Annotated in this window: 19 protein-coding genes; 15 read left to right on the top strand and 4 right to left on the bottom strand. The window is 64.4% G+C overall.

The features are described 5' to 3' along the window. Positions 1–8 precede the first annotated feature (8 nt). The 4 genes from BGP85_RS23995 to ydcS all read right to left on the bottom strand — a co-directional run bounded on the left by BGP85_RS23995 (position 9) and on the right by ydcS (position 4,032). The gene (locus BGP85_RS23995) at positions 9–815 is read right to left on the bottom strand and encodes an ABC transporter permease (RefSeq protein ID WP_103445447.1); all 807 of its coding nucleotides are present in this window, start codon (positions 813–815) and stop codon (positions 9–11) included. Then, the gene (locus BGP85_RS23990; protein WP_103445446.1) at positions 805–1,707 is read right to left on the bottom strand and encodes an ABC transporter permease; all 903 of its coding nucleotides are present in this window, start codon (positions 1,705–1,707) and stop codon (positions 805–807) included. The genes BGP85_RS23995 and BGP85_RS23990 overlap by 11 nt, the downstream gene beginning before the upstream one ends. Position 1,708: 1 nt before the next feature. After that, entirely contained in the window at positions 1,709–2,749 is a 1,041-nt protein-coding gene (locus tag BGP85_RS23985; protein ID WP_103445445.1) for an ABC transporter ATP-binding protein, read from the bottom strand. Positions 2,750–2,880: 131 nt separating this feature from the next. Beyond that, a complete protein-coding gene (ydcS, locus tag BGP85_RS23980) occupies positions 2,881–4,032 on the bottom strand; it encodes a putative ABC transporter substrate-binding protein YdcS (protein WP_103445444.1) in 1,152 nt (383 codons plus the stop codon). Positions 4,033–4,248: 216 nt separating this feature from the next. Here ydcS and BGP85_RS23975 point away from each other — a divergent pair, with 216 nt between their 5' ends. The 15 genes from BGP85_RS23975 (at position 4,249) to BGP85_RS23905 (ending at position 20,187) form a co-directional block, all read left to right on the top strand. Continuing rightward, positions 4,249–4,935, top strand: a complete 687-nt coding sequence (locus BGP85_RS23975) for a tellurite resistance TerB family protein (RefSeq protein WP_103445443.1) — start codon at positions 4,249–4,251, stop codon at positions 4,933–4,935. A 128-nt stretch (positions 4,936–5,063) separates the two neighbouring features. Next, on the top strand, positions 5,064–6,686 hold the full coding sequence (locus BGP85_RS23970) for a methyl-accepting chemotaxis protein (protein WP_103445442.1): 1,623 nt from the start codon (positions 5,064–5,066) through the stop codon (positions 6,684–6,686). A gap of 5 nt (positions 6,687–6,691) precedes the next feature. Next, positions 6,692–7,198: a chemotaxis protein CheW gene (locus BGP85_RS23965; protein ID WP_103445441.1), complete on the top strand. Its 507-nt coding sequence runs from the start codon at positions 6,692–6,694 to the stop codon at positions 7,196–7,198. Further along, entirely contained in the window at positions 7,195–8,448 is a 1,254-nt protein-coding gene (locus BGP85_RS23960) for a CheR family methyltransferase (protein ID WP_103445440.1), read from the top strand. Before BGP85_RS23965 ends, BGP85_RS23960 begins: the two co-directional genes overlap by 4 nt. Further along, on the top strand, positions 8,445–9,110 hold the full coding sequence (locus BGP85_RS23955; RefSeq protein WP_103445439.1) for a chemotaxis protein CheW: 666 nt from the start codon (positions 8,445–8,447) through the stop codon (positions 9,108–9,110). The genes BGP85_RS23960 and BGP85_RS23955 overlap by 4 nt, the downstream gene beginning before the upstream one ends. Beyond that, positions 9,107–11,410 (top strand): hybrid sensor histidine kinase/response regulator, encoded by a 2,304-nt coding sequence (locus BGP85_RS23950; protein ID WP_103445438.1) that lies wholly within the window; start codon positions 9,107–9,109, stop codon positions 11,408–11,410. Before BGP85_RS23955 ends, BGP85_RS23950 begins: the two co-directional genes overlap by 4 nt. Further along, on the top strand, positions 11,407–12,420 hold the full coding sequence (locus BGP85_RS23945) for a chemotaxis response regulator protein-glutamate methylesterase (protein WP_103445437.1): 1,014 nt from the start codon (positions 11,407–11,409) through the stop codon (positions 12,418–12,420). The genes BGP85_RS23950 and BGP85_RS23945 overlap by 4 nt, the downstream gene beginning before the upstream one ends. Before the next feature lie 51 nt (positions 12,421–12,471). After that, positions 12,472–13,476, top strand: coding sequence for a Wsp signal transduction system regulator diguanylate cyclase WspR (wspR, locus tag BGP85_RS23940; RefSeq protein WP_103445436.1), 1,005 nt, complete (start codon positions 12,472–12,474; stop codon positions 13,474–13,476). 92 nt (positions 13,477–13,568) lie between these two features. Beyond that, positions 13,569–14,664 (top strand): peptide chain release factor 2 gene (gene prfB, locus BGP85_RS23935; protein WP_103445435.1). Its coding sequence is split into 2 segments (ribosomal slippage): positions 13,569–13,640 and positions 13,642–14,664, totalling 1,095 coding nucleotides; the frame shifts between segments, so codons are not numbered across the junction. A 93-nt stretch (positions 14,665–14,757) separates the two neighbouring features. Next, the gene (gene lysS, locus BGP85_RS23930; RefSeq protein ID WP_103445434.1) at positions 14,758–16,260 is read left to right on the top strand and encodes a lysine--tRNA ligase; all 1,503 of its coding nucleotides are present in this window, start codon (positions 14,758–14,760) and stop codon (positions 16,258–16,260) included. A gap of 123 nt (positions 16,261–16,383) precedes the next feature. Next, a complete protein-coding gene (locus BGP85_RS23925) occupies positions 16,384–17,088 on the top strand; it encodes a TetR/AcrR family transcriptional regulator (RefSeq protein WP_103445433.1) in 705 nt (234 codons plus the stop codon). A gap of 29 nt (positions 17,089–17,117) precedes the next feature. Then, positions 17,118–17,666: a hypothetical protein gene (locus BGP85_RS23920; RefSeq protein ID WP_103445432.1), complete on the top strand. Its 549-nt coding sequence runs from the start codon at positions 17,118–17,120 to the stop codon at positions 17,664–17,666. Positions 17,667–17,691: 25 nt separating this feature from the next. After that, positions 17,692–18,969 (top strand): flavohemoglobin expression-modulating QEGLA motif protein, encoded by a 1,278-nt coding sequence (locus tag BGP85_RS23915; RefSeq protein ID WP_103445431.1) that lies wholly within the window; start codon positions 17,692–17,694, stop codon positions 18,967–18,969. Then, on the top strand, positions 18,941–19,864 hold the full coding sequence (locus tag BGP85_RS23910) for an alpha/beta hydrolase (protein WP_103445430.1): 924 nt from the start codon (positions 18,941–18,943) through the stop codon (positions 19,862–19,864). The genes BGP85_RS23915 and BGP85_RS23910 overlap by 29 nt, the downstream gene beginning before the upstream one ends. Continuing rightward, positions 19,861–20,187 carry a hypothetical protein gene (locus tag BGP85_RS23905; RefSeq protein WP_103445429.1) on the top strand — a complete coding sequence of 109 codons (327 nt, stop codon included), beginning with the start codon at positions 19,861–19,863 and terminating at the stop codon, positions 20,185–20,187. Before BGP85_RS23910 ends, BGP85_RS23905 begins: the two co-directional genes overlap by 4 nt. The last annotated feature ends 3 nt before the right edge of the window (positions 20,188–20,190 follow it).

Genomic DNA, 20,190 nt, shown 5'->3' with positions numbered 1-20,190 from the left:
CTTGAGGGTCATTTGCCGCTGCCCGCAACGCTTTCGCCGCCACGGGTCAGGTAATAGGCGCCGAGAATCGGCAACATGGTCACCAGCATCACCAGCATGGCGACCACGTTGGTCACCGGCACGTCGCGCGGGCGGCTGAGTTGGTTGAGCAGCCAGATCGGCAGGGTGCGCTCGTGGCCGGCGGTGAAGGTGGTGACGATGATCTCGTCGAACGACAGGGCGAACGCCAGCATGCCGCCCGCCAGCAGGGCCGAGCCGAGGTTGGGCAGGATGATGAAGCGAAAGGTCTGCCAGCCGTCGGCACCGAGGTCCATGGACGCCTCGATCAGGCTCTGCGAGGTGCGCCGCAGGCGGGCGATCACGTTGTTGTAGACGATCACCACGCAGAACGTGGCGTGGCCTATCACGATGGTAAACACGCCGGGCTCTATCCCCAGTCGCTTGAATGCCGAGAGCAGGGCGATGCCGGTGATGATGCCGGGCAGGGCGATTGGCAGGATCAGCATCAGCGAGATGCTCTCCTTGCCGAAGAAACTGCGCCGGTACAGCGCCGCCGAGGCCAGGGTGCCGAGCACCAGTGCGATCAGCGTGGCCAGGCAGGCCACCTGCAGCGACAGCTTGATGGCTTCGAGCACGTCGGGGCGGGCGAAGGCCACGGCGAACCAGTTGAGGGTGAAGCCCTTGGGCGGGAAGCTGAATGCTGCGTCTTCGGTATTGAAGGCGTACAGGAAGATGATCAGGATCGGGAAGTGCAGGAACAGCAACCCGCCCCAGGCCGCCAGGCGCAGGCCGACAGACGCTTTTTCAGAGTGCATCGAAAGCCCCCAGGCGCTTGACGATGGACAGGTACACCGCGATCAGCACGATCGGTACCAGCGTGAACGCCGCCGCCATCGGCATGTTGCCGATCGCCCCTTGCTGGGCATAGACCATGCTGCCGATGAAATAGCCCGGCGGGCCGACCAGTTGCGGCACGATGAAGTCGCCCAGAGTCAGCGAGAAGGTGAAGATCGAGCCGGCGGCAATGCCGGGGATCGACAGCGGCAGGATCACCTGCAGGAACGTTTGCCCAGGCCGGGCCCCCAGGTCTGCCGAAGCCTGCAGCAACGATGGCGGCAGGCGCTCCAGCGAGGCCTGGATCGGCAGGATCATGAACGGCAGCCAGATGTACACGAACACCATGAAGCGCCCCAGGTGCGAGGTCGACAACGTGCTGCCGCCAACCCCTGGCACTGCCAGCACGGCCTGCAGCAGGGCATCCAGGTGCAGCTGCTGGACGAACCACTGGGCCACGCCGCCCTTGGCCAGCAGCAGGGTCCAGGCGTAGGTCTTGACGATGTAGCTGGCCCACATCGGCATCATCACCGCGATGTAGAAGAACGCCTTGGTCTTGCCGCTGGTGTAGCGCGCCATGTAGTAGGCGATCGGGAAGGCCAGCACCGCGCTGGCCAGCGATACCGCCACGGCCATGGCCAGGGTGCGCAGAATGATGTCGAAGTTGGACGGGTTGAACAGCGCGGCAAAGTTGCCCAGGGTCAGATCCGGGGTGACCGCCATGGTGAAGTCGTCGAAGGTGTAGAAACCTTGCCACAGCAAGCTGAGCAACGAGCCCAGGTAGATGGCGCCGAACCAGGTCAGCGGCGGGATCAGCAGCAGTGCCAGGTAGAGGTTGGGGCGCCGGTACAGCAGGTCGGATACGCGGCGCATGTCAGCGGGCCTCGGCCAGGACGGTTTCCTGCAGCGCGGTCATCGCTTCGCGTGGCCAGCGCACCTGCACCTGCTGGCCGGCTTGCCAGGGTTGAGGCTGCTCCTGCCAGCGGTCATTGGCGTGGCTCACAGCCAGTAGCTGGCCGCTGGCCAACTGGACTTCATAGCGGGTGGCGCTGCCCTGGTACTGGATGTCACGCAGCAGGCCGCTGAGCTGGACGTCTTGCGCCTGGCCGGCTTGATCCACCAGGCGGATATGCTCGGGGCGGATGGAAAAAGGCGAGCGATTGCCGCTGAGCTGTTCTGCGAGGTCACCGCGGATGACGTTGGAGGTGCCCACGAATTCGGCGACGAACGTGGTCGCGGGCTTCATGTACAAGTTGCGTGGCGTGTCCACCTGTTCGATGCGCCCACGGTTGAACACCGCCACCCGGTCCGACATCGACAGTGCTTCGGTCTGGTCATGGGTGACGAAGATGAAGGTGATGCCCAGCTGGCGTTGCAGCTTTTTCAATTCGCCCTGCATCTGTTCGCGCAGCTTCAGGTCGAGTGCACCCAGTGGCTCGTCGAGCAGCAGCACCCGTGGCCGGTTGACCAGGGCGCGGGCCAGGGCCACGCGCTGGCGCTGGCCGCCGGAGAGTTGCGCCGGTTTGCGTTCGCCGTAGCCGGCCAGGGCGACCATGGCCAGCGCTTCTTCGGCGCGGGCCTGGCGTTCGGCCTTGGCTACGCCCTTGACCTTGAGGCCGTAGGCGATGTTGTCGCGCACGTTCATGTGGGGGAACAGCGCGTAGTCCTGGAACACGGTGTTGACGTCACGTTGGTACGGCGGCACGCCAGCGGCTTCGACGCCGTGGATACGGATCGAGCCGCTGTTCGGTTGCTCGAAGCCGGCGATCAGGCGCAGGCAGGTGGTCTTGCCCGAGCCGGAGGGGCCGAGCATGGAGAAGAATTCGCCGTCATCGATGTCGATGCTGACCTGGTCGACGGCCTTGACCTCGCCGAAGGTGCGGGAAACCTGGGTGAACTGGACGGCTAGGGGCATGCGTGGGCTCCGAACAATATCTGTCTCCTGTTCGGGCCTCTTCGCGGGGCAAGCCCGCTCCTACAGGTATCGTGTGCCCCTGTAGGAGCGGGCTTGCCCCGCGAAAGGGCCCTGACAGGCTTAAACCGAACTCAGCGCCCGCCCATGATCGCGATGTAATCCTGGGTCCAGCGGCTATAGGGCACGAACTTGCCGCCCTGGGCCTGTGGGGTCTTCCAGAAGGCGATCTTGTCGAAGTTGTCGAAGCCGTTGGTCTTGCACCCTTCAGCCCCCAGCAGCTCACTGCCGGTGCAGGCTGCCGGCACGGCTGGCAACGAGCCGAACCAGGCCGCGACATCGCCCTGTACCTTGGGTTGCAGCGACCAGTCCATCCACTTGTAGGCGCAATTGGGGTGCTTGGCCTCGCTGTGCAGCATGGTGGTGTCGGCCCAGCCGGTGGCGCCTTCCTTGGGAATGGTCGAGGCCACCGGCTGGTTCTCGGCCTTCAGGCCATTGACCATGTAGCCCCACGAACTGGAGGCGACCACGCCTTCGTTCTTCACGTCGCTCATCTGCACTGTGGCGTCGTGCCAGTAACGGTGGATCAGCGGTTGTTGCTGGCGCAGCAGGTCGAGCACGGCCTTGTACTGAGCTTCATTGAGTTCGTACGGGTCCTTGATGCCCAACTCGGGTTTGGCCGACTTCAGGTACAGCGCTGCATCGGCGATGTAGATCGGCCCGTCATACGCCTGCACGCGGCCCTTGTTCGGCTTGCCATCGGGCAGGTCCTGCGGCTCGAACACCACATTCCAGCTGGTCGGTGCCTGCTTGAAGGTATTGGTGTTGTACAGCAGCACATTCGGGCCCCACTGGTACGGCGTGCCGTACACCTGTTTGTCGACCACGTACCAGCCGCCGTTCTGCAGGCGCGGATCGATGTTCTTCCAGTTGGGGATCAGCGCAGTGTTGATGGGTTGCACGCGCTTGCCGGCGATCAGGCGCAGCGAGGCGTCACCGGACGCGGTGACCAGGTCGTAACCACCCTTGGTCATCAGGCTGACCATTTCATCGGAGGTGGCAGCGGTCTTGACGCTGACCTTGCAGCCGGTTTCCTTCTCGAAGCCCGTGACCCAGTCGTAGGCTTTGTCGCTTTCACCGCGCTCGATATAGCCGGGCCAGGCGACGATATCCAGCCGGCCTTCGCCGGCGCCCAGGGCCTTGGGCAACTCGGCGGCCTGCAGGCCGGCGCTGGCCAGCAGCGCGCCGCTCACGGCGCCGAGCAATGCGGTCTTGTGCACTGACATGGTGTTCCCTCTTCTTGGAGATCTTGGTCGGGGCAGTCGTCAAGCAAGCAGTGAAGCGATGGTTATAAGCGTAGTCGCCTGTGCAAGTGGTTGGCGATGACGAGTCTAGTTGGCTTTTTGCCAGCTAACGCAACATCCGGAAGCAAATCCTAGTGTGGCGTGCAGGGTGGCAGGCCTTACTCTGGGCGCTCCTTTCCGTACCGTGGAGACATGCGCATGAACACCCGGGGCCTGCTCGACCAACTGCTCAAATCCGGCCAGGAACTGCTCAACAAGCCTGCTGCTGCGGGCAAATCGTCCGCTGGCGCTGGTGGGTTAGGCAGCCTGCTATCCGGAGCTGGGGGAGGCGCCTTGGGGGCAGGGGCACTGGGCCTGCTGCTGGGCAGCAAGAAGGCCCGCAAGTATGGCGGCAAGGTGCTCACCTACGGTGGCCTGGCCGCGCTCGGCGTGCTGGCCTACAAGGCCTATGGCAATTGGCAGGCGAGCCAGGGCGCAGGGCAGGGCTCCGAGCCGCAGACCCTCGACCGCCTGCCGCCAGCCCAGGCCGAGCAGCACAGCCAGGCGGTGCTCCGCGCACTGGTGGCGGCGGCCAAGTCCGATGGCCATATCGACGACCGCGAGCGGGCCCTGATCGAAGGTGAGTTCACCCGCCTGGACAGCGACCGTGACCTGCAGCACTGGTTGCACGATGAGCTGAACAAGCCGCTGGACCCGGCCGAAGTCGCCCGCGCCGCGCAAACGCCAGAGATGGCTGCCGAGATGTACCTGGCCAGCGTGATGATGGTCGATCAGGAGAACTTCATGGAGCGCGCCTACCTCGACGAACTGGCCCGTCAGTTGCGCCTCGAACCGGCCCTGCGGCAGGAACTGGAGAGCCAGGTACGGCTTGCCGCAGGTCAATGAACTTGAAAATGGCCTGTCCGTCAGGGATAGAGGCCTGAATACCTCGCATTTCAGCCGCAAAAGCGTAGGAAGCCTGGGCTATACTTCGGCGATTTTTCCCGCTCGTTAAGAATTCCTGAGGGCTGAATGTGAAGAACTGGACCTTGCGCCAACGGATCCTGGCAAGTTTCGCCGTGATCATCGCCATCATGCTGCTGATGATCGTAGCCGCCTACTCGCGGCTGGTGACGATCGAAAGTGCCGAGGAAGCGGTGGGGTCAGACAGCATTCCAGGGGTCTACTACAGCTCGATGATCCGGAGCGCCTGGGTCGACAGCTACGTCACCAGCCAGCAACTGGTGGGCCTGTCGAACCGCCGCGAAATCACCACGGCTGACATGGAGTTGTTCAAGAGCTTCGATGATCGCCTGAAGCAGTACATGGCCAGTTATCAGGGCACTATTCAGGACCCTGAAGACCAGGAACGTTTCGATACCTTCGTCAAGCTCGAGGAAACCTACCTCAAGGTCGTCGGCCAGGTGCTCGATGCCTATCGTCAGCACAATTACACTGAAGCCGAGCGGTTGATCGGCGAGGTGCTTACACCGGCCTGGACCGAAGGGCGCAAGCACCTGAACACGGTGATCGAGCACAACCGAGAATCTGCAGAAGCAGCGACCCATGAAATTGTCTCTGCCGTGAGCACTGCCAAGGGCAGCATGATGGTCTCGCTGCTGCTGGCGATCGTGGCCGCCGGTATCTGTGGCTTGCTGTTGATGCGCGCCATTACCGCACCGGTACAACGCGTGGTGCATGCCCTCGACAAACTGCGTTCGGGTGACCTGAGCATGCGCCTGAGCCTGGACCGCAAGGATGAATTCGGCGCCATCGAAAGCGGCTTCAACGAAATGGCCGAGGCCCTGGCCAACCTGGTGGCCCAGGCACAGCGCTCGTCGGTTCAGGTAACCACGTCGGTCACCGAGATTGCCGCCACCTCCAAGCAGCAGCAGGCCACCGCCACCGAAACGGCCGCCACCACTACCGAGATCGGCGCCACCTCGCGTGAAATCGCCGCCACCTCGCGCGACCTGGTGCGCACCATGACCGAGGTCACCAGCGCCGCCGACCAGGCCTCGAGTCTGGCCGGCTCCGGCCAGCAGGGCCTGGCGCGCATGGAAGAGACCATGCACCAGGTGATGGGCGCCGCCGACCTGGTCAACGCCAAGCTGGGGATCCTCAACGAGAAGGCCAGCAACATCACGCAGATGGTGGTGACCATCGTCAAGGTGGCCGACCAGACCAACCTGCTCTCGCTCAATGCCGCCATCGAGGCGGAGAAGGCCGGTGAATATGGCCGCGGTTTTGCCGTGGTCGCCACCGAGGTGCGACGCCTGGCCGACCAGACGGCCGTGGCTACCTACGACATCGAGCAGATGGTGCGCGAGATCCAGTCGGCGGTGTCGGCGGGGGTCATGGGCATGGACAAGTTCTCTGAAGAAGTGCGCCGCGGCATGTTCGAGGTGCAGCAAGTCGGCGAGCAGCTGAGCCAGATCATTCACCAGGTCCAGGCCCTGGCGCCGCGGGTGCTGATGGTCAACGAGGGCATGCAGGCCCAGGCCACCGGTGCCGAGCAGATCAACCAGGCGCTGGCCCAGCTCAGCGATGCCAGCACCCAGACGGTGGAGTCGCTGCGCCAGGCCAGCTTCGCCATCGATGAGTTGAGCCAGGTGGCAGCCGGCCTGCGCGGTGGTGTATCGCGCTTCAAAGTCTGATCGCCGTGACCGACCTGCATTCCTACCCGGCAGCGGTGGCCAGCGCCAAGGGCACGCTGTACCTGCAGTTTCGCCTCAACCAGCAGCGCTTTGCCCTGGACGTGCGCGAAGTGATCGAGGTGCTGCCGCGACGTCCGCTGAAACCGATTGCCCAGGCGCCGAGCTGGGTGGCCGGCATCCTCGCGCATCGCGGTGTCCTGGTGCCGGTGGTCGACCTGAGCGCGCTGAGCTTTGCCCGGCCGGCCGCCGAGCGCACCAGCACGCGCCTGGTGCTGGTGCGATACCGTGACGAAAAGGTGCTGGGCTTGATCCTCGAACAAGCCACCGAAACCCTGCGCTGCATGCCGGAGGAGTTCCAGTCCTACGGCCTGGACAACGGCGAAGCGCCTTACCTGGGCCCGGTCCGCGAGGACGCCCAGGGCCTGCTGCAACGGATCGAGGTGGATGACCTGCTGTCAGACGCCGTCCGCGAACTGCTGTTCCCGCAACCGTCAGGGCAGGTGGCGCCATGAGCGAGCGACGTTTCTTCCGCTACCTGCAGGAACGTATCGGCCTGGATGTCGAGTCGGTAGGCGTGCCAATGGTGGAGCGGGCCTTGCGTCAGCGCTGTGTTGCAGTAGGTGCCGCCCATCTGGATGACTACTGGATCCGTCTGCAGCGATCGCCGGATGAGCAACTGGCGCTGATCGAGGCTGTGATCGTTCCGGAAACCTGGTTCTTCCGCTACCCGGAGTCGTTCACCGCGCTGGTCGGCCTGGCCCAGAAGCGCTTGGCCGAGCTGGCCGGAGAGCGGCCGTTGCGCCTGCTCAGCTTGCCGTGCTCCACCGGCGAGGAGCCATACTCGCTGGCCATGGCCTTGCTCGATGCGGGTATGAGCCCAGCCGATTTCCGCATCGACGGTATCGATATCAGCCCTAGCTCGGTGGCCAAGGGCATACAGGGCGTCTACGGGCGCAACTCGTTCCGCGGCACCGAACTTGCGTTTCGCGACCGGCATTTCCTTGAGGGAGAGGACGGCCACACGCTGGATGAACGGGTACGCCAGCAGGTGAACCTGGAAGTGGGCAATGTGCTCGACCCGGCGCTGGCCTGCCGCAACGGCCTGTACGATTTCGTGTTCTGCCGCAACCTGCTGATTTATTTCGATGTGCCGACCCAGCAGCGTGTGTTCGAGGTGCTCAAGCGCCTGGCACAGCCCCAGGGCGTGCTGTTCATCGGCCCTGCCGAAGGCAGCCTGCTGGCGCGGTTGGGCATGCGGCCGCTGGGCATTGCCCAGTCGTTTGCCTACGTTCGTCAACCCGCCGATGTGCCGGTTGTGCCCGTCCAGCCACCACGGCAGTTGCCCACTGCGGTGGCTCCGAGTCGCCCGCGGCCTGCAACTGTGCCTCCAGCGCGGCCCCTGCGCGTGGTGCCACCTGCCGCTCCGGCAGCCGAACCGCGAGAGAGCGAAAGCGAGTTGCTGGCCAGCATCGCGCGCCAGGCCAATGCTGGCGACAGTGCCCAGGCCCGCGCCAGTTGCCAGCGCTACCTGCGCCAGTTCGCGCCCAAGGCCCAGGTCTACTACTGGCTGGGGCTGCTAAGCGACACGGAAGGTGATGCTCAGCAGGCGTTGAGCCTTTACCGCAAGGCGCTGTATCTGGAGCCTCAGCATCCTGAGGCACTGTTGCACCTGGCCACGTTGCTGGCGGCCCAAGGTGACGAAGCCGGTGCCCGCCGCCTGCAGGAACGTGCGGCACGTGCTGGCCGGGAGTCTGAACGATGAAAGCCGAACACGCGATCGAGCTGCTGGCCAATGACGATGAGCGTATCGACGACTGCTGGAACCGTATTGGCGTACACGGCAGCAAGGACTGCCCGTTGCTGGAGCGGCATATCCATTGTCGCAACTGCGAAGTCTACGCAGCGGCGGCCACGCGCTTGCTCGACCGCTATGCGCTGATCGAAGCGGACCTGACGCACGAGACCGCCCCCGTCGAAACCTCGGCCGGGCGTTCGCTGCTGCTGTTCCGCCTGGGCGAGGAGTGGCTGGCCCTGGCCACTGCCTGCCTGGCCGAGATTGCCCCTCTGCAACCGGTGCATTCGTTGCCGCATCAGCGTTCCCGGGTACTGCAAGGGGTCGCCAATGTGCGCGGGGCGCTGGTGCCGTGCCTGTCGCTGGGCGACCTGCTGGGCGTGGAGCGTTTGTCCGAGCAGGCGCGCAGCGGTCGGGCGATGCCACGCATGCTGATCCTGGCAGCGTCGGGCGGGCCAGTGGTCATGGCGGTGGACGAGATTGATGGCATTCACCGCCTCGATGCCCCCTTGCAGGGTGCTGGCGAGGATGCCGCACCGTTCACCGCTGCGGTCTTGCAATGGCGGGGGCGCAGTGTGCGGGTACTGGACGATCAACACTTACTGTCTGCCGTGCAGCGGAGCCTGTCATGACCCCAGAGCAAATGCGCGACGCATCGCTGCTCGAACTGTTCAGCCTGGAGGCCGAGGCGCAGACCCAGGTGCTCAGTACCGGGCTGATGGCACTGGAGCGCAACCCGACCCAGGCCGACCAGCTGGAAGCCTGCATGCGTGCGGCACATTCGTTGAAAGGTGCGGCGCGCATCGTCGGCATCGATGCCGGGGTCAGTGTCGCCCATGTCATGGAAGATTGCCTGGTGGCGGCCCAGGAAGGCCGGCTGCTGTTGCGCGCCGAACACATCGATGCATTGCTGCGCGGCACCGACTTGCTGATGCACATCGCCACGCCCGGCGATCCGAATGGCGAGGCATTGGTGCCGGCGTTCCTGGCGCAGATGGCTGGCCTGCTCGACCCCGCTGCCACGCCTGTACCGCCCGCTGCCGCGCCCATACCCGCAGCGGTTGCGCTCGAACCAGCGTTGCCCGTGGTCCCGCCAGCCAAGCCTGAACCGATGGCGCCGGCCGTGGAAGCCGAAGTCGAACCTGCCGCGCCACGCAAGGCCGGCAAGCGCGCGGGCGAAGGCAGCGAGCGGGTCTTGCGGGTGACTGCCGACCGCCTGAACAGCCTGCTCGACCTGTCGAGCAAGTCGTTGGTCGAGACCCAGCGCCTGAAGCCTTACCTGGCCACCTTGCAGCGCCTCAAGCGCATGCATGGCCAGGGCATGCGGGCCCTCGACGGCCTGAAAACGCAGCTAGAAGACAGTGGTCAGAGCCCTGAAGTGCTGGATGCCCTGGCCCAGACCCAGCGCCTGCTGCTCGAAACCCAGCAGATCCTGCAGCAGCAGGCCGCCGACCTCGACGAGTTTGGCTGGCAGGCTAGCCAGCGGGCCCAGTTGCTCTATGACACGGCATTGGCCTGTCGCATGCGCCCGTTTGCCGACGTGCTCACCGGCCAGAGCCGCATGGTTCGCGACCTCGGGCGTTCGCTCGGCAAGCAGGTGCAACTGCAGATCGAAGGCGAGAAGACCCAGGTCGATCGCGATGTGCTGGAAAAGCTCGAAGCGCCGTTGACCCACTTGCTGCGCAATGCCGTCGACCATGGCATCGAACTGCCCGAGCGGCGCCTGCTGGCGGGCAAGCCGGCGGAAGGCACGATCCGCCTGCGCGCCTCGCACCAGGCCGGGCTGCTGATGCTTGAGCTGAGCGATGACGGCGCTGGCATCGACCTTGAGCGCCTCAAGCGCAACATCGTCGAGCGCGGCCTGTCGCCGGCCGACACCGTGGCGCAGATGAGTGAGGCCGAGCTGCTGACGTTCCTGTTCCTGCCAGGCTTCAGCCTGCGCGACAAGGTCACCGAAGTGTCTGGCCGTGGTGTTGGCCTGGATGCGGTGCAGCATATGGTCCGCAACCTGCGCGGTTCGATCGAGCTGACCCAGGTGCCCGGTCAGGGCTGCCGCTTCCACCTGGAGGTGCCGCTGACCCTGTCGGTGGTGCGCAGCCTGGTGGTCGAAGTGGGCGGTGAGGCCTATGCGTTCCCGCTGGCGCATATCGAGCGCACCCTCGAGGTGGCCGCCGATGACATCGTGCAGATCGAAGGCCGCCAGCACTTCTGGCACGAAGGCCGGCATATTGGCCTGGTGGCTGCCAGCCAGTTGCTCAACCGGCCGGCAGGGCAGGGTGAGGCCAACAGCCTGCGGGTAGTGGTGATCCGCGAGCGTGAGCAGCTGTACGGGGTGGCGGTGGAGCGCCTGGTTGGTGAGCGCGTGCTGGTAGTGATGCCGCTTGATCCGCGTCTGGGCAAGGTCCAGGACATCTCCGCTGGGGCCCTGCTGGACGACGGCTCGGTGGTGCTGATCATCGACGTCGAAGACTTGCTGCGCTCGGTCGAGAAGCTGCTCAGCACCGGCCGCCTGGAGCGTATTGAGCGCGGTACGCAAGGGTCGCGAGGGGCGAGCCGCAAGCGCATCCTGGTGGTCGACGATTCCCTCACCGTGCGCGAACTGCAACGCAAGCTGCTGAGCAATCGTGGCTACGAGGTGGCAGTAGCGGTGGACGGCATGGACGGCTGGAACGCCCTGCGCAGCGAGGACTTCGACCTGCTGATCACCGACATCGACATGCCGCGCATGGATGGCATCGAGCTGGTCACCCTGGTGCGCCGCGACCAACGGTTGCAGTCGCTGCCGGTGATGGTGGTGTCTTACAAGGACCGTGAAGAAGATCGCCGACGTGGCCTGGACGCTGGAGCCGACTACTATTTGGCAAAGGCCAGCTTCCACGATGATGCGTTGCTGGATGCCGTGGTGGAACTGATCGGAGGTGCTCAGGGATGAAGGTCGCCATCGTCAATGATATGCCCATGGCAGTAGAGGCGTTGCGCCGGGCCCTGGCCTTCGAGCCCGCACACCAGGTGATCTGGGTGGCCAGCAATGGCGCCGAAGCCGTGCGCATGTGCGCCGAGGACACTCCCGACCTGATTCTCATGGACCTGATCATGCCGGTGATGGATGGCGTCGAGGCGACCCGGCGGATCATGGCCGAAACGCCTTGTGCCATCGTCATCGTCACGGTCGACCGCAAGCAGAACGTGCACCGGGTGTTCGAGGCCATGGGCCATGGCGCCCTGGATGTGGTGGACACCCCCGCGCTGGGCGCGGGGGACGCCCGTGAGGCAGCGGCGCCGCTGCTGCGCAAGATCCTCAACATCGGCTGGTTGATCGGCCAGCAGCGGCCGGGTGCGAGCAAGCCGCTCGCCGCCCCCCTGCGCGAGGCCTCGCAGCGCAGCGGCCTGGTAGCCATAGGCTCGTCCGCTGGCGGCCCTGCCGCGCTTGAAGTGCTGCTCAAAGGCCTGCCGCGCGGCTTTCCAGCCTCTATCGTACTGGTCCAGCATGTTGACCAAGTGTTTGCGGCCGGCATGGCCGAGTGGCTCGCCAGCGCCTGCGGCCTGCCGGTGCGCCTGGCCCGCGAAGGCGAGCCGCCACAACCCGGGCAGGTGTTGCTGGCCGGTACCAATCACCATATCCGCCTGCTGCAGAGTGGCCAGTTGGCCTACACTGCCGAACCCGTCAACGAAATCTACCGGCCCTCGATCGACGTGTTCTTCGAGAGCGTGGCGCGTTACTGGAATGGCGACGCGGTGGGCGTGCTGCTTACCGGCATGGGGCGCGATGGTGCCCAGGGCCTGAAGCTGATGCGCCAGCAGGGCTATCTGACGATTGCCCAGGACCAGTCCAGCAGTGCGGTGTACGGCATGCCCAAGGCCGCTGCGGCAATCGATGCAGCGGTAGAAATCCGCCCGCTTGAGCGAATTGCCGGGCGCTTGATGGAAATCTTTGCAGAATGACGACATGTATAGAATCGCGCCGCATGGACGGCCGTGATCAGGTGAATTCGAATGACTGATCTACCGATCGAAGGCTTCGCGACGCCCAACGAGAATTCGGCAATGGTCCTGCTGGTCGATGACCAGGCAATGATCGGCGAAGCGGTGCGACGTGGCCTGGCCCACGAAGAGAATATCGATTTCCACTTCTGTGCCGACCCGCACCAGGCGGTGGCCCAAGCCATGCGCATCAAGCCCACGGTCATCCTCCAGGACCTGATCATGCCCGGCCTCGACGGCCTGACCCTGGTGCGCGAGTACCGCAACAACCCGGCCACCCGGGACATTCCGATCATCGTCCTGTCGACCAAGGAAGACCCGCTGGTCAAGAGCGCGGCCTTCGCCGCCGGGGCCAACGACTACCTGGTCAAGCTGCCGGATTCCATCGAGCTGGTGGCCCGCATCCGCTACCACTCGCGTTCCTACCTGACCCTGCTGCAGCGCGACGAGGCCTACCGCGCGCTGCGCGTGAGCCAGCAGCAGCTGCTCGACACCAACCTGATGCTGCAGCGCCTGATGAACTCCGATGGCCTCACCGGCTTGTCCAACCGCCGTCACTTCGACGAGTACCTGGAGCTGGAATGGCGCCGGGCCATGCGTGAGCAACAGCAATTGTCGTTGCTGATGATCGATGTCGATTATTTCAAGGTGTTCAACGACAGCTTCGGCCATCTGGCCGGCGACGAGGCGTTGCGCCGGGTGGCCGAGGCCATACGCGGTTCCTGCTCGCGGCCGACCGACCTGCCGGCGCGCTACGGCGGCGAGGAGTTCGCCCTGGTGCTGCCCAACACCTCGCCCGGCGGCGCACGCCTGGTCGCAGAAAAGCTGCGCCAGACCGTACTCGGCCTGAACATCGCGCACAACGCGCCGACCGCAGACTCGCACCTGACCGTGAGCATCGGCCTGGCGACCCTGACGCCGGCCATTGGCAGCCACTGCCGGCAGCTGATTTCGGCGGCGGACAAGGGGCTGTACCTGGCCAAGAACAACGGGCGCAACCAGGTCGGGATTGCCTGAGGCCGATGCCGCTGCCCAACGGGCTGCCGCCGTTCTTTGGATGGGTTATACTCGCGGGCTTTTCACCGAATTCGCACGAGAGCCAGCCGCCCATGGAAATCCAACCAATCCTGAACACCATCAAGGACCTCACCGAGCGTTCCCTGTCCATTCGGGGGTATCTTTGACTACGATCACAAGCATGACCGCCTGATCGAAGTCAACCGCGAGCTGGAAGACGCTGCCGTCTGGAACAAGCCCGAGTACGCCCAGGCCCTGGGCCGCGAGCGTGCCATGCTGGCGCAGGTCGTCGAGACCCTGGACAAGATGGCCAACGGCCTTGCCGACTGCAAGGACCTGCTCGACATGGCCGTCGAGGAAGGTGACGAAGGCGCTGTCAGCGATGTCGAGACCGAGCTGCAGGCCCTGGAAGAATCCCTGGCCCAGCTTGAGTTCCGTCGCATGTTCAGCGGCGAGATGGACATGAACAACGCCTACCTGGACATCCAGGCCGGCTCCGGCGGCACCGAGGCGCAGGACTGGGCCAACATCCTGCTGCGCATGTACCTGCGCTGGGCCGACAAGCGTGGCTTCGACGCCACCATCATCGAACTCTCCGAAGGTGAAGTCGCCGGTATCAAGGGCGCCACCGTGCACATCAAGGGCGAGTACGCCTTCGGCTGGCTGCGTACCGAGATCGGCGTGCACCGCCTGGTGCGCAAGAGCCCGTTCGACTCCGGCGCGCGTCGCCACACTTCGTTCTCGGCGGTGTTCGTGTCCCCCGAGATCGACGACAAGGTCGAGATCGAGATCAACCCGTCCGACCTGCGCATCGACACCTACCGCTCCTCCGGTGCCGGTGGTCAGCACGTGAACACCACCGACTCGGCGGTGCGTATCACCCACGTACCGACCAACACCGTGGTGGCTTGCCAGAACGAACGCTCCCAGCACGCCAACAAGGACACCGCCATGAAAATGCTGCGGGCCAAGTTGTATGAGCTGGAAATGCAGAAGCGCAACGCCGCCTCCCAGGCGCTGGAAGACAGCAAGTCGGACATCGGCTGGGGCCACCAGATCCGTTCCTACGTGCTGGATGACTCGCGCATCAAGGACCTGCGGACCGGCGTCGAGCGCAGCGACTGCAACAAGGTGCTGGACGGCGACATCGACCAGTACCTGGAAGCGAGCCTCAAGCAGGGCCTGTAAGCCGCACACCACCGCCGCGCTGCCTGGCTACCCGCCGGTAGCGCGTGCCCTGCCCGAAAAGGGCAACGAATACCTGATGGAAAGAATGACGACATGAGCGACCTCAAGACCGAATCGCAAGACCTGCAACAGGAAGAAAACGCCCTGATCGCCCTGCGCAAGGAAAAACTTGCCGCCGAGCGTGCCAAGGGCAATGCCTTCCCCAACGACTTCCGTCGCGACAGCTACTGCAACGACCTGCAGAAACAGTACGCGGACAAGACCAAGGAAGAGCTGGAAGCAGCCGCGATCCCGGTCAAGGTTGCCGGCCGCATCATGCTCAACCGTGGCTCGTTCATGGTCATCCAGGACATGACCGGCCGTATCCAGGTCTACGTCAACCGCAAGACCCTGCCGGAAGAAACCCTGGCCGCGGTCAAGACCTGGGACCTGGGCGACATCATCAGCGCCGAAGGCACCCTGGCCCGTTCCGGCAAGGGCGACCTGTACGTCGAGATGACCAACGTGCGCCTGCTGACCAAGTCACTGCGCCCGCTGCCGGACAAGCACCACGGCCTGACCGACACCGAGCAGCGCTACCGCCAGCGCTACGTCGACCTGATGGTCAACGAAGAAACCCGCCACACCTTCCGTGTGCGTTCGCAGGTGATCTCGCACATCCGCAAGTTCCTCATCGAGCGCGACTTCCTCGAAGTCGAGACGCCGATGCTGCAGACCATCCCTGGCGGCGCCGCGGCCAAGCCGTTCGAAACCCACCACAACGCCCTGGACATGGCCATGTTCCTGCGTATCGCGCCGGAGCTGTACCTCAAGCGCCTGGTGGTCGGTGGCTTTGAAAAAGTGTTCGAGATCAACCGCAACTTCCGTAACGAAGGCGTTTCGACTCGTCACAACCCTGAATTCACCATGCTCGAGTTCTACCAGGCCTACGCCGACTACCGCGACAACATGGACCTCACCGAGGAACTGTTCCGCGAGCTGGCGCTGCTGGTACTGGGCACCACCGACGTCCCGTACGGCGACAAGGTGTTCCACTTCGGCGAGCCGTTCGCGCGCCTGTCGGTATTCGACTCGATCCTCAAGTACAACCCGGAGCTGACTGCTGCCGACCTGCAGGACGTCGACCGTGCCCGCGACATCGCCAAGAAGGCCGGCGCCAAGGTGCTGGGCCACGAAGGCCTGGGTAAACTGCAGGTGATGATTTTCGAAGAGCTGGTCGAGCACAAGCTGGAGCAGCCGCACTTCATCACCGAGTACCCGTTCGAAGTGTCGCCGCTGGCCCGTCGCAACGACGACAACCCGGCCGTGACAGACCGCTTCGAACTGTTCATCGGTGGCCGCGAGATCGCCAACGCCTACTCCGAGCTCAACGATGCAGAAGACCAGGCCGAGCGCTTCCTGGCCCAGGTGGCCGAGAAGGACGCCGGTGACGACGAAGCCATGCACTACGACGCCGACTTCGTACGCGCCCTGGAGTACGGCATGCCGCCGACCGCCGGTGAAGGTATCGGCATCGACCGCCTGGTGATGCTGCTGACCAACTCGCCGTCGATTCGCGACGTGATCCTGTTCCCGCACATGCGCCCACAGGCCTGAGTGAACTGAACAAGCCGCCTTTCGAGGCGGCTTTTTCTTGCCTGAAGCTTTATGTTGTCTGTGCCGGCCTCTTCGCGGTACAGGCAAACCACTGTCCATGAGGTAACCACTGTGACACCCGCAATGGCCCAACAAGGCGCCGCTGGCATCGCCACCGCCGTCGCCGAGAGCGTGCAGTACCAGGGTCGCAAGACCGCCCGTCAAGGCAGCGAACAGCGCCGCCAGCTGATCCTCGACGCCGCCATGCGCATCGTCGTGCGCGATGGCGTGCGTGGCGTGCGCCACCGTGCGGTGGCCGCCGAGGCGGGTGTGCCGCTGTCGGCCACCACCTACTACTTCAAGGACATCGAAGACCTGCTCACCGATACCTTCGCCCAGTACGTCGAGCGTAGCGCCGCCTACATGGCCAAGCTCTGGGCCAACACCGAGGTGGTCCTGCGCCAGCTGCTGGCCCAGGGTGATGGCAGCGTGCAGTCGCGGGCGCGACTGGCCGACGAAATCGCCCGCATGACCGCCGATTATGTCCAGCGCCAGTTGCTCAACCGCCGCGATTTCATGATGGCCGAGCAGGCCTTCCGCCAGGAGGCCCTGCTGTGCCCGCGCCTGGCCGAGCTGGTGCGCGCTCATGAGCAGATTCTGCTGCACGGCGCCCGTCAGCTGCTGCAGGTGGTTGGCTCGCAGCAACCGGAACAGGACGCCCAAATGTTGACGGCGATTATCGAGCAGATGGAATATCAGGGCCTGCTCAAGGATGCCGATACGCAAGCCGATGGGCAGATGCTCGCTATGCTTACCCGTTACCTTCACCTGGTGTTGGCATCGGCCTGAGCTGAGACCGAACTTTCAAGGAGAACCTGATGAAAGCCTGGCGTGTGGTGTTGTTGACGTTGTCATTCCTCCTGCTGGGCGGTTGTCTGGTGACTTTTCATGAGCCGCTGCCGAGCAACCAGGCGGCGCCCAAGGCCTTGCTCGGCAAATGGAGCAGCAAGGACGCCTGGGGCGAGCCACTGAAGCTGACCATCAGCCGCAGCGGTGGCGATGCCTACAAGGCGGTGGCCACGGCCAAGGGCAAGGCGCCCGAGGAATACACCTTCACCGTCTCGCGACATGGCAACCGTTGGTACCTGTCGGCTGGCGTGCCCAAGCGCCTGGGCGGCAACTTCCTGATCGGCGGTTTCGATATCGTCGATGGCAAGGAGCTGGTGGTCTACAACCTCGATGTCGAGCAGGTGCAGCAGGCGGTCGAGAAGAAGGAACTGACCGGGCGCAGCACCGAGGTGCCGGAGGAAAGCGGCGAGGGTGTGCTGATCGACAGCCCGTCGCCGCGGGTGCTGGCATATCTGGATGACCCGGCGAACTCCGACCTGTTCGTCGAAGTGGCGCGGTTCCAGCGCAGCGGCAAATAGTCAGGATCTGATCAAGGAGTCCTCCGTGGACGAATACCAGCAAACCATCCGCGCCCTGTCCGACCGTATCGTCGCGGCGCAGACCCCGATCCGGGTCCTGGACGCGGTGAAATGGGACGACAACATTCGCCAGGGCTTCCTCAAGGCCAAGGGCAAGGAGCCGCCCGCCGTCAATCGCGAGTACTACCTGGCCCGCCCGCTGGCGTTCGACTCCAGCGCGGTGAAGGCCGAGTTCCAGGCCATCGAGCGTGACATCATTCGCCAGCTCGGCCAGTTCAACCCGGTTGGGCAGATCATGAAGCGCATGTGCCGCGAGTACCGCATGGTCGTGCGCATGCTCGAAGCCCGCGGTACCGAAGACTTCGGGCTGATTTCCCAGGAGTTGTACGGCGCCGCCTCCGACGCCTTCCATGCCGGTGACCCGACCCTGGCCGACCTGGGGCTGATGCTCTCGGACTACCTGAACAACATCGACGGGCGCGGCGACCTCAAGGACGAGCCGAAGAACCTGACCGCCAAGGAGGCCGTGGACATTCTCCAGCGCCGCCTGAACAAGGTGTTCGGCGAGGCAGAGGAAACCATCCGCGTGTTCGAGTCGGACGGTATCGTCGCCGATGCCGCAGCGGGTGCCGACTACATCAAGGTGCGCGCCGATGCCATGTTCAACAACCGTGACGTGCGTGCGCTGGAGGTGCATGAAGGGCTGGTGCACGTGGGGACCACGCTCAACGGCCTGAACCAGCCGATCTGCACCTTCCTGGCCAAGGGCCCGCCTTCGTCGACGGTGACCCAGGAAGGCCTGGCGATCCTCATGGAAGTGATCGCCTTCGCGTCCTACCCCAGCCGTCTGCGCAAGCTGACCAACCGCACCCGCGCCATCCACATGGTCGAGGAGGGCGCCGATTTCCTGCAGGTGTTCGACTTCTTCCGCGAGCAGGGCTTTGAGATGACGCAGAGCTACAGCAACGCCAGCCGGGTGTTCCGCGGCTCGGTGCCCAATGGCCTGCCATTCACCAAGGACTTGTCCTACCTCAAGGGCTTCATCATGGTTTACAACTACATTCAGTTGGCCGTGAAGAAGGGCAAGCTCGAGCAAATTCCTTTGCTGTTCTGCGGCAAGACCACCCTGGAAGACATGCGCACCCTGCGCCAGCTGGTCGAGGAGGGACTGGTGGAACCACCCAAGTACCTGCCGGAGCAGTTCCGCGACCTCAACGCGCTGTCGGCCTGGATGTGCTTCTCCAACTTCCTCAACCACTTGAGCCTGGATCGCATTGAAGCCGACTACGCGAACATTCTCTGAGCGCTGCCGCCTGCTGGTTCTGGGCTTGCTTCTGCTAGGTCTGGGTGGCTGCAGCAGTCTGCTGTTCTACCCGGAACCTGGCGAACCGTTCACGCCGAAACGGGCCAAGCTGGAGTATCGCGATATCAGCCTGACCACCGCCGATGGCCTGCGCCTGCACGGTTGGTGGCTGCCGGCCAAGGCAGGCGTGGAGGTGAAGGGGACGGTGCTGCACCTGCATGGCAACGGCGGCAATCTGCCAGGGCATCTTGGCGGCAGCTACTGGCTGCCGGAGCAGGGCTACCAGGTGCTGATGATCGACTACCGTGGCTATGGCCTGTCCGAGGGCTCGCCGAGCTTGCCCGAGGTCTATCAGGACATCGACGCGGCCATGGCCTGGCTGGCCCAGGCCCCCGAGGTCAAGGGCAAGCCGCTGGTGCTGCTTGGCCAGAGCCTCGGCGGGGCAATGGCGATTCACTACCTGGCGCAGCACCCCGAGCAGCGCCAGCGCTTCAGTGCCCTGGTGTTCGACGGTGTGCCGGCCAGTTACCGTGCGGTCGGCCGCTACGCACTGAGTACCTCGTGGATGACCTGGCCGCTGCAGGTGCCGCTGTCCTGGCTGGTGCCGGACGGCGACAGCGCGATCCATTCGATCGAGCAGCTGAGCAGCCCGCCGAAGCTGTTCTTCCACAGCATCGACGACAACCTGGTGCCGATGGACAACGGCATCCGCCTGTACCAGCACGCACCGCCCCCGCGGGTGCTGCAGCTGACCCGTGGGGGGCACGTGCAGACCTTCGCCGACCCGGTGTGGCGCCAGGTGATGCTGCGCTTCCTCGATGACCCCAGCCACTTCAACGGCCTGCGGCGGCTTGCCGAAGTGCCCAACTACCCTGAAGAGAAGAACAAGCAATGAGTGAAGAACGCAACGCCATCCCGCTGATCCTGACCGGTGTCGGCAGCATCATCGTGACGGTGGGAGCCCTCTGGTACTACGGCTACCTGCATTTCGCCAAACCCGAGGATGCGCTGCTGCTGCAGGACTTCACCATGCTCAAGACGATTCCTGGCGAGGACTACAAGGTCTCCCTCGACCCGGCGCCGCAGGTGGCCCAGTGCGTGGATGGTGTGCTGGTGCTGTTCGATACCGAGCAGAAAGGCCTGACTGGCGTGCTGGTGGACAGTCGCAAGCGTGCAGTGCGCTGCATGGGCCAGGAGACGCCGCAGCAGATGCAGTGAATC

Origin of the sequence: Pseudomonas putida, from assembly GCF_002906855.1 — a bacterium.
GTDB classification, from domain to species: domain Bacteria; phylum Pseudomonadota; class Gammaproteobacteria; order Pseudomonadales; family Pseudomonadaceae; genus Aquipseudomonas; species Aquipseudomonas putida_N.
Note: the sequence above shows the minus strand (reverse complement) of the source record. Positions and strands in the feature narration are given on the sequence as shown.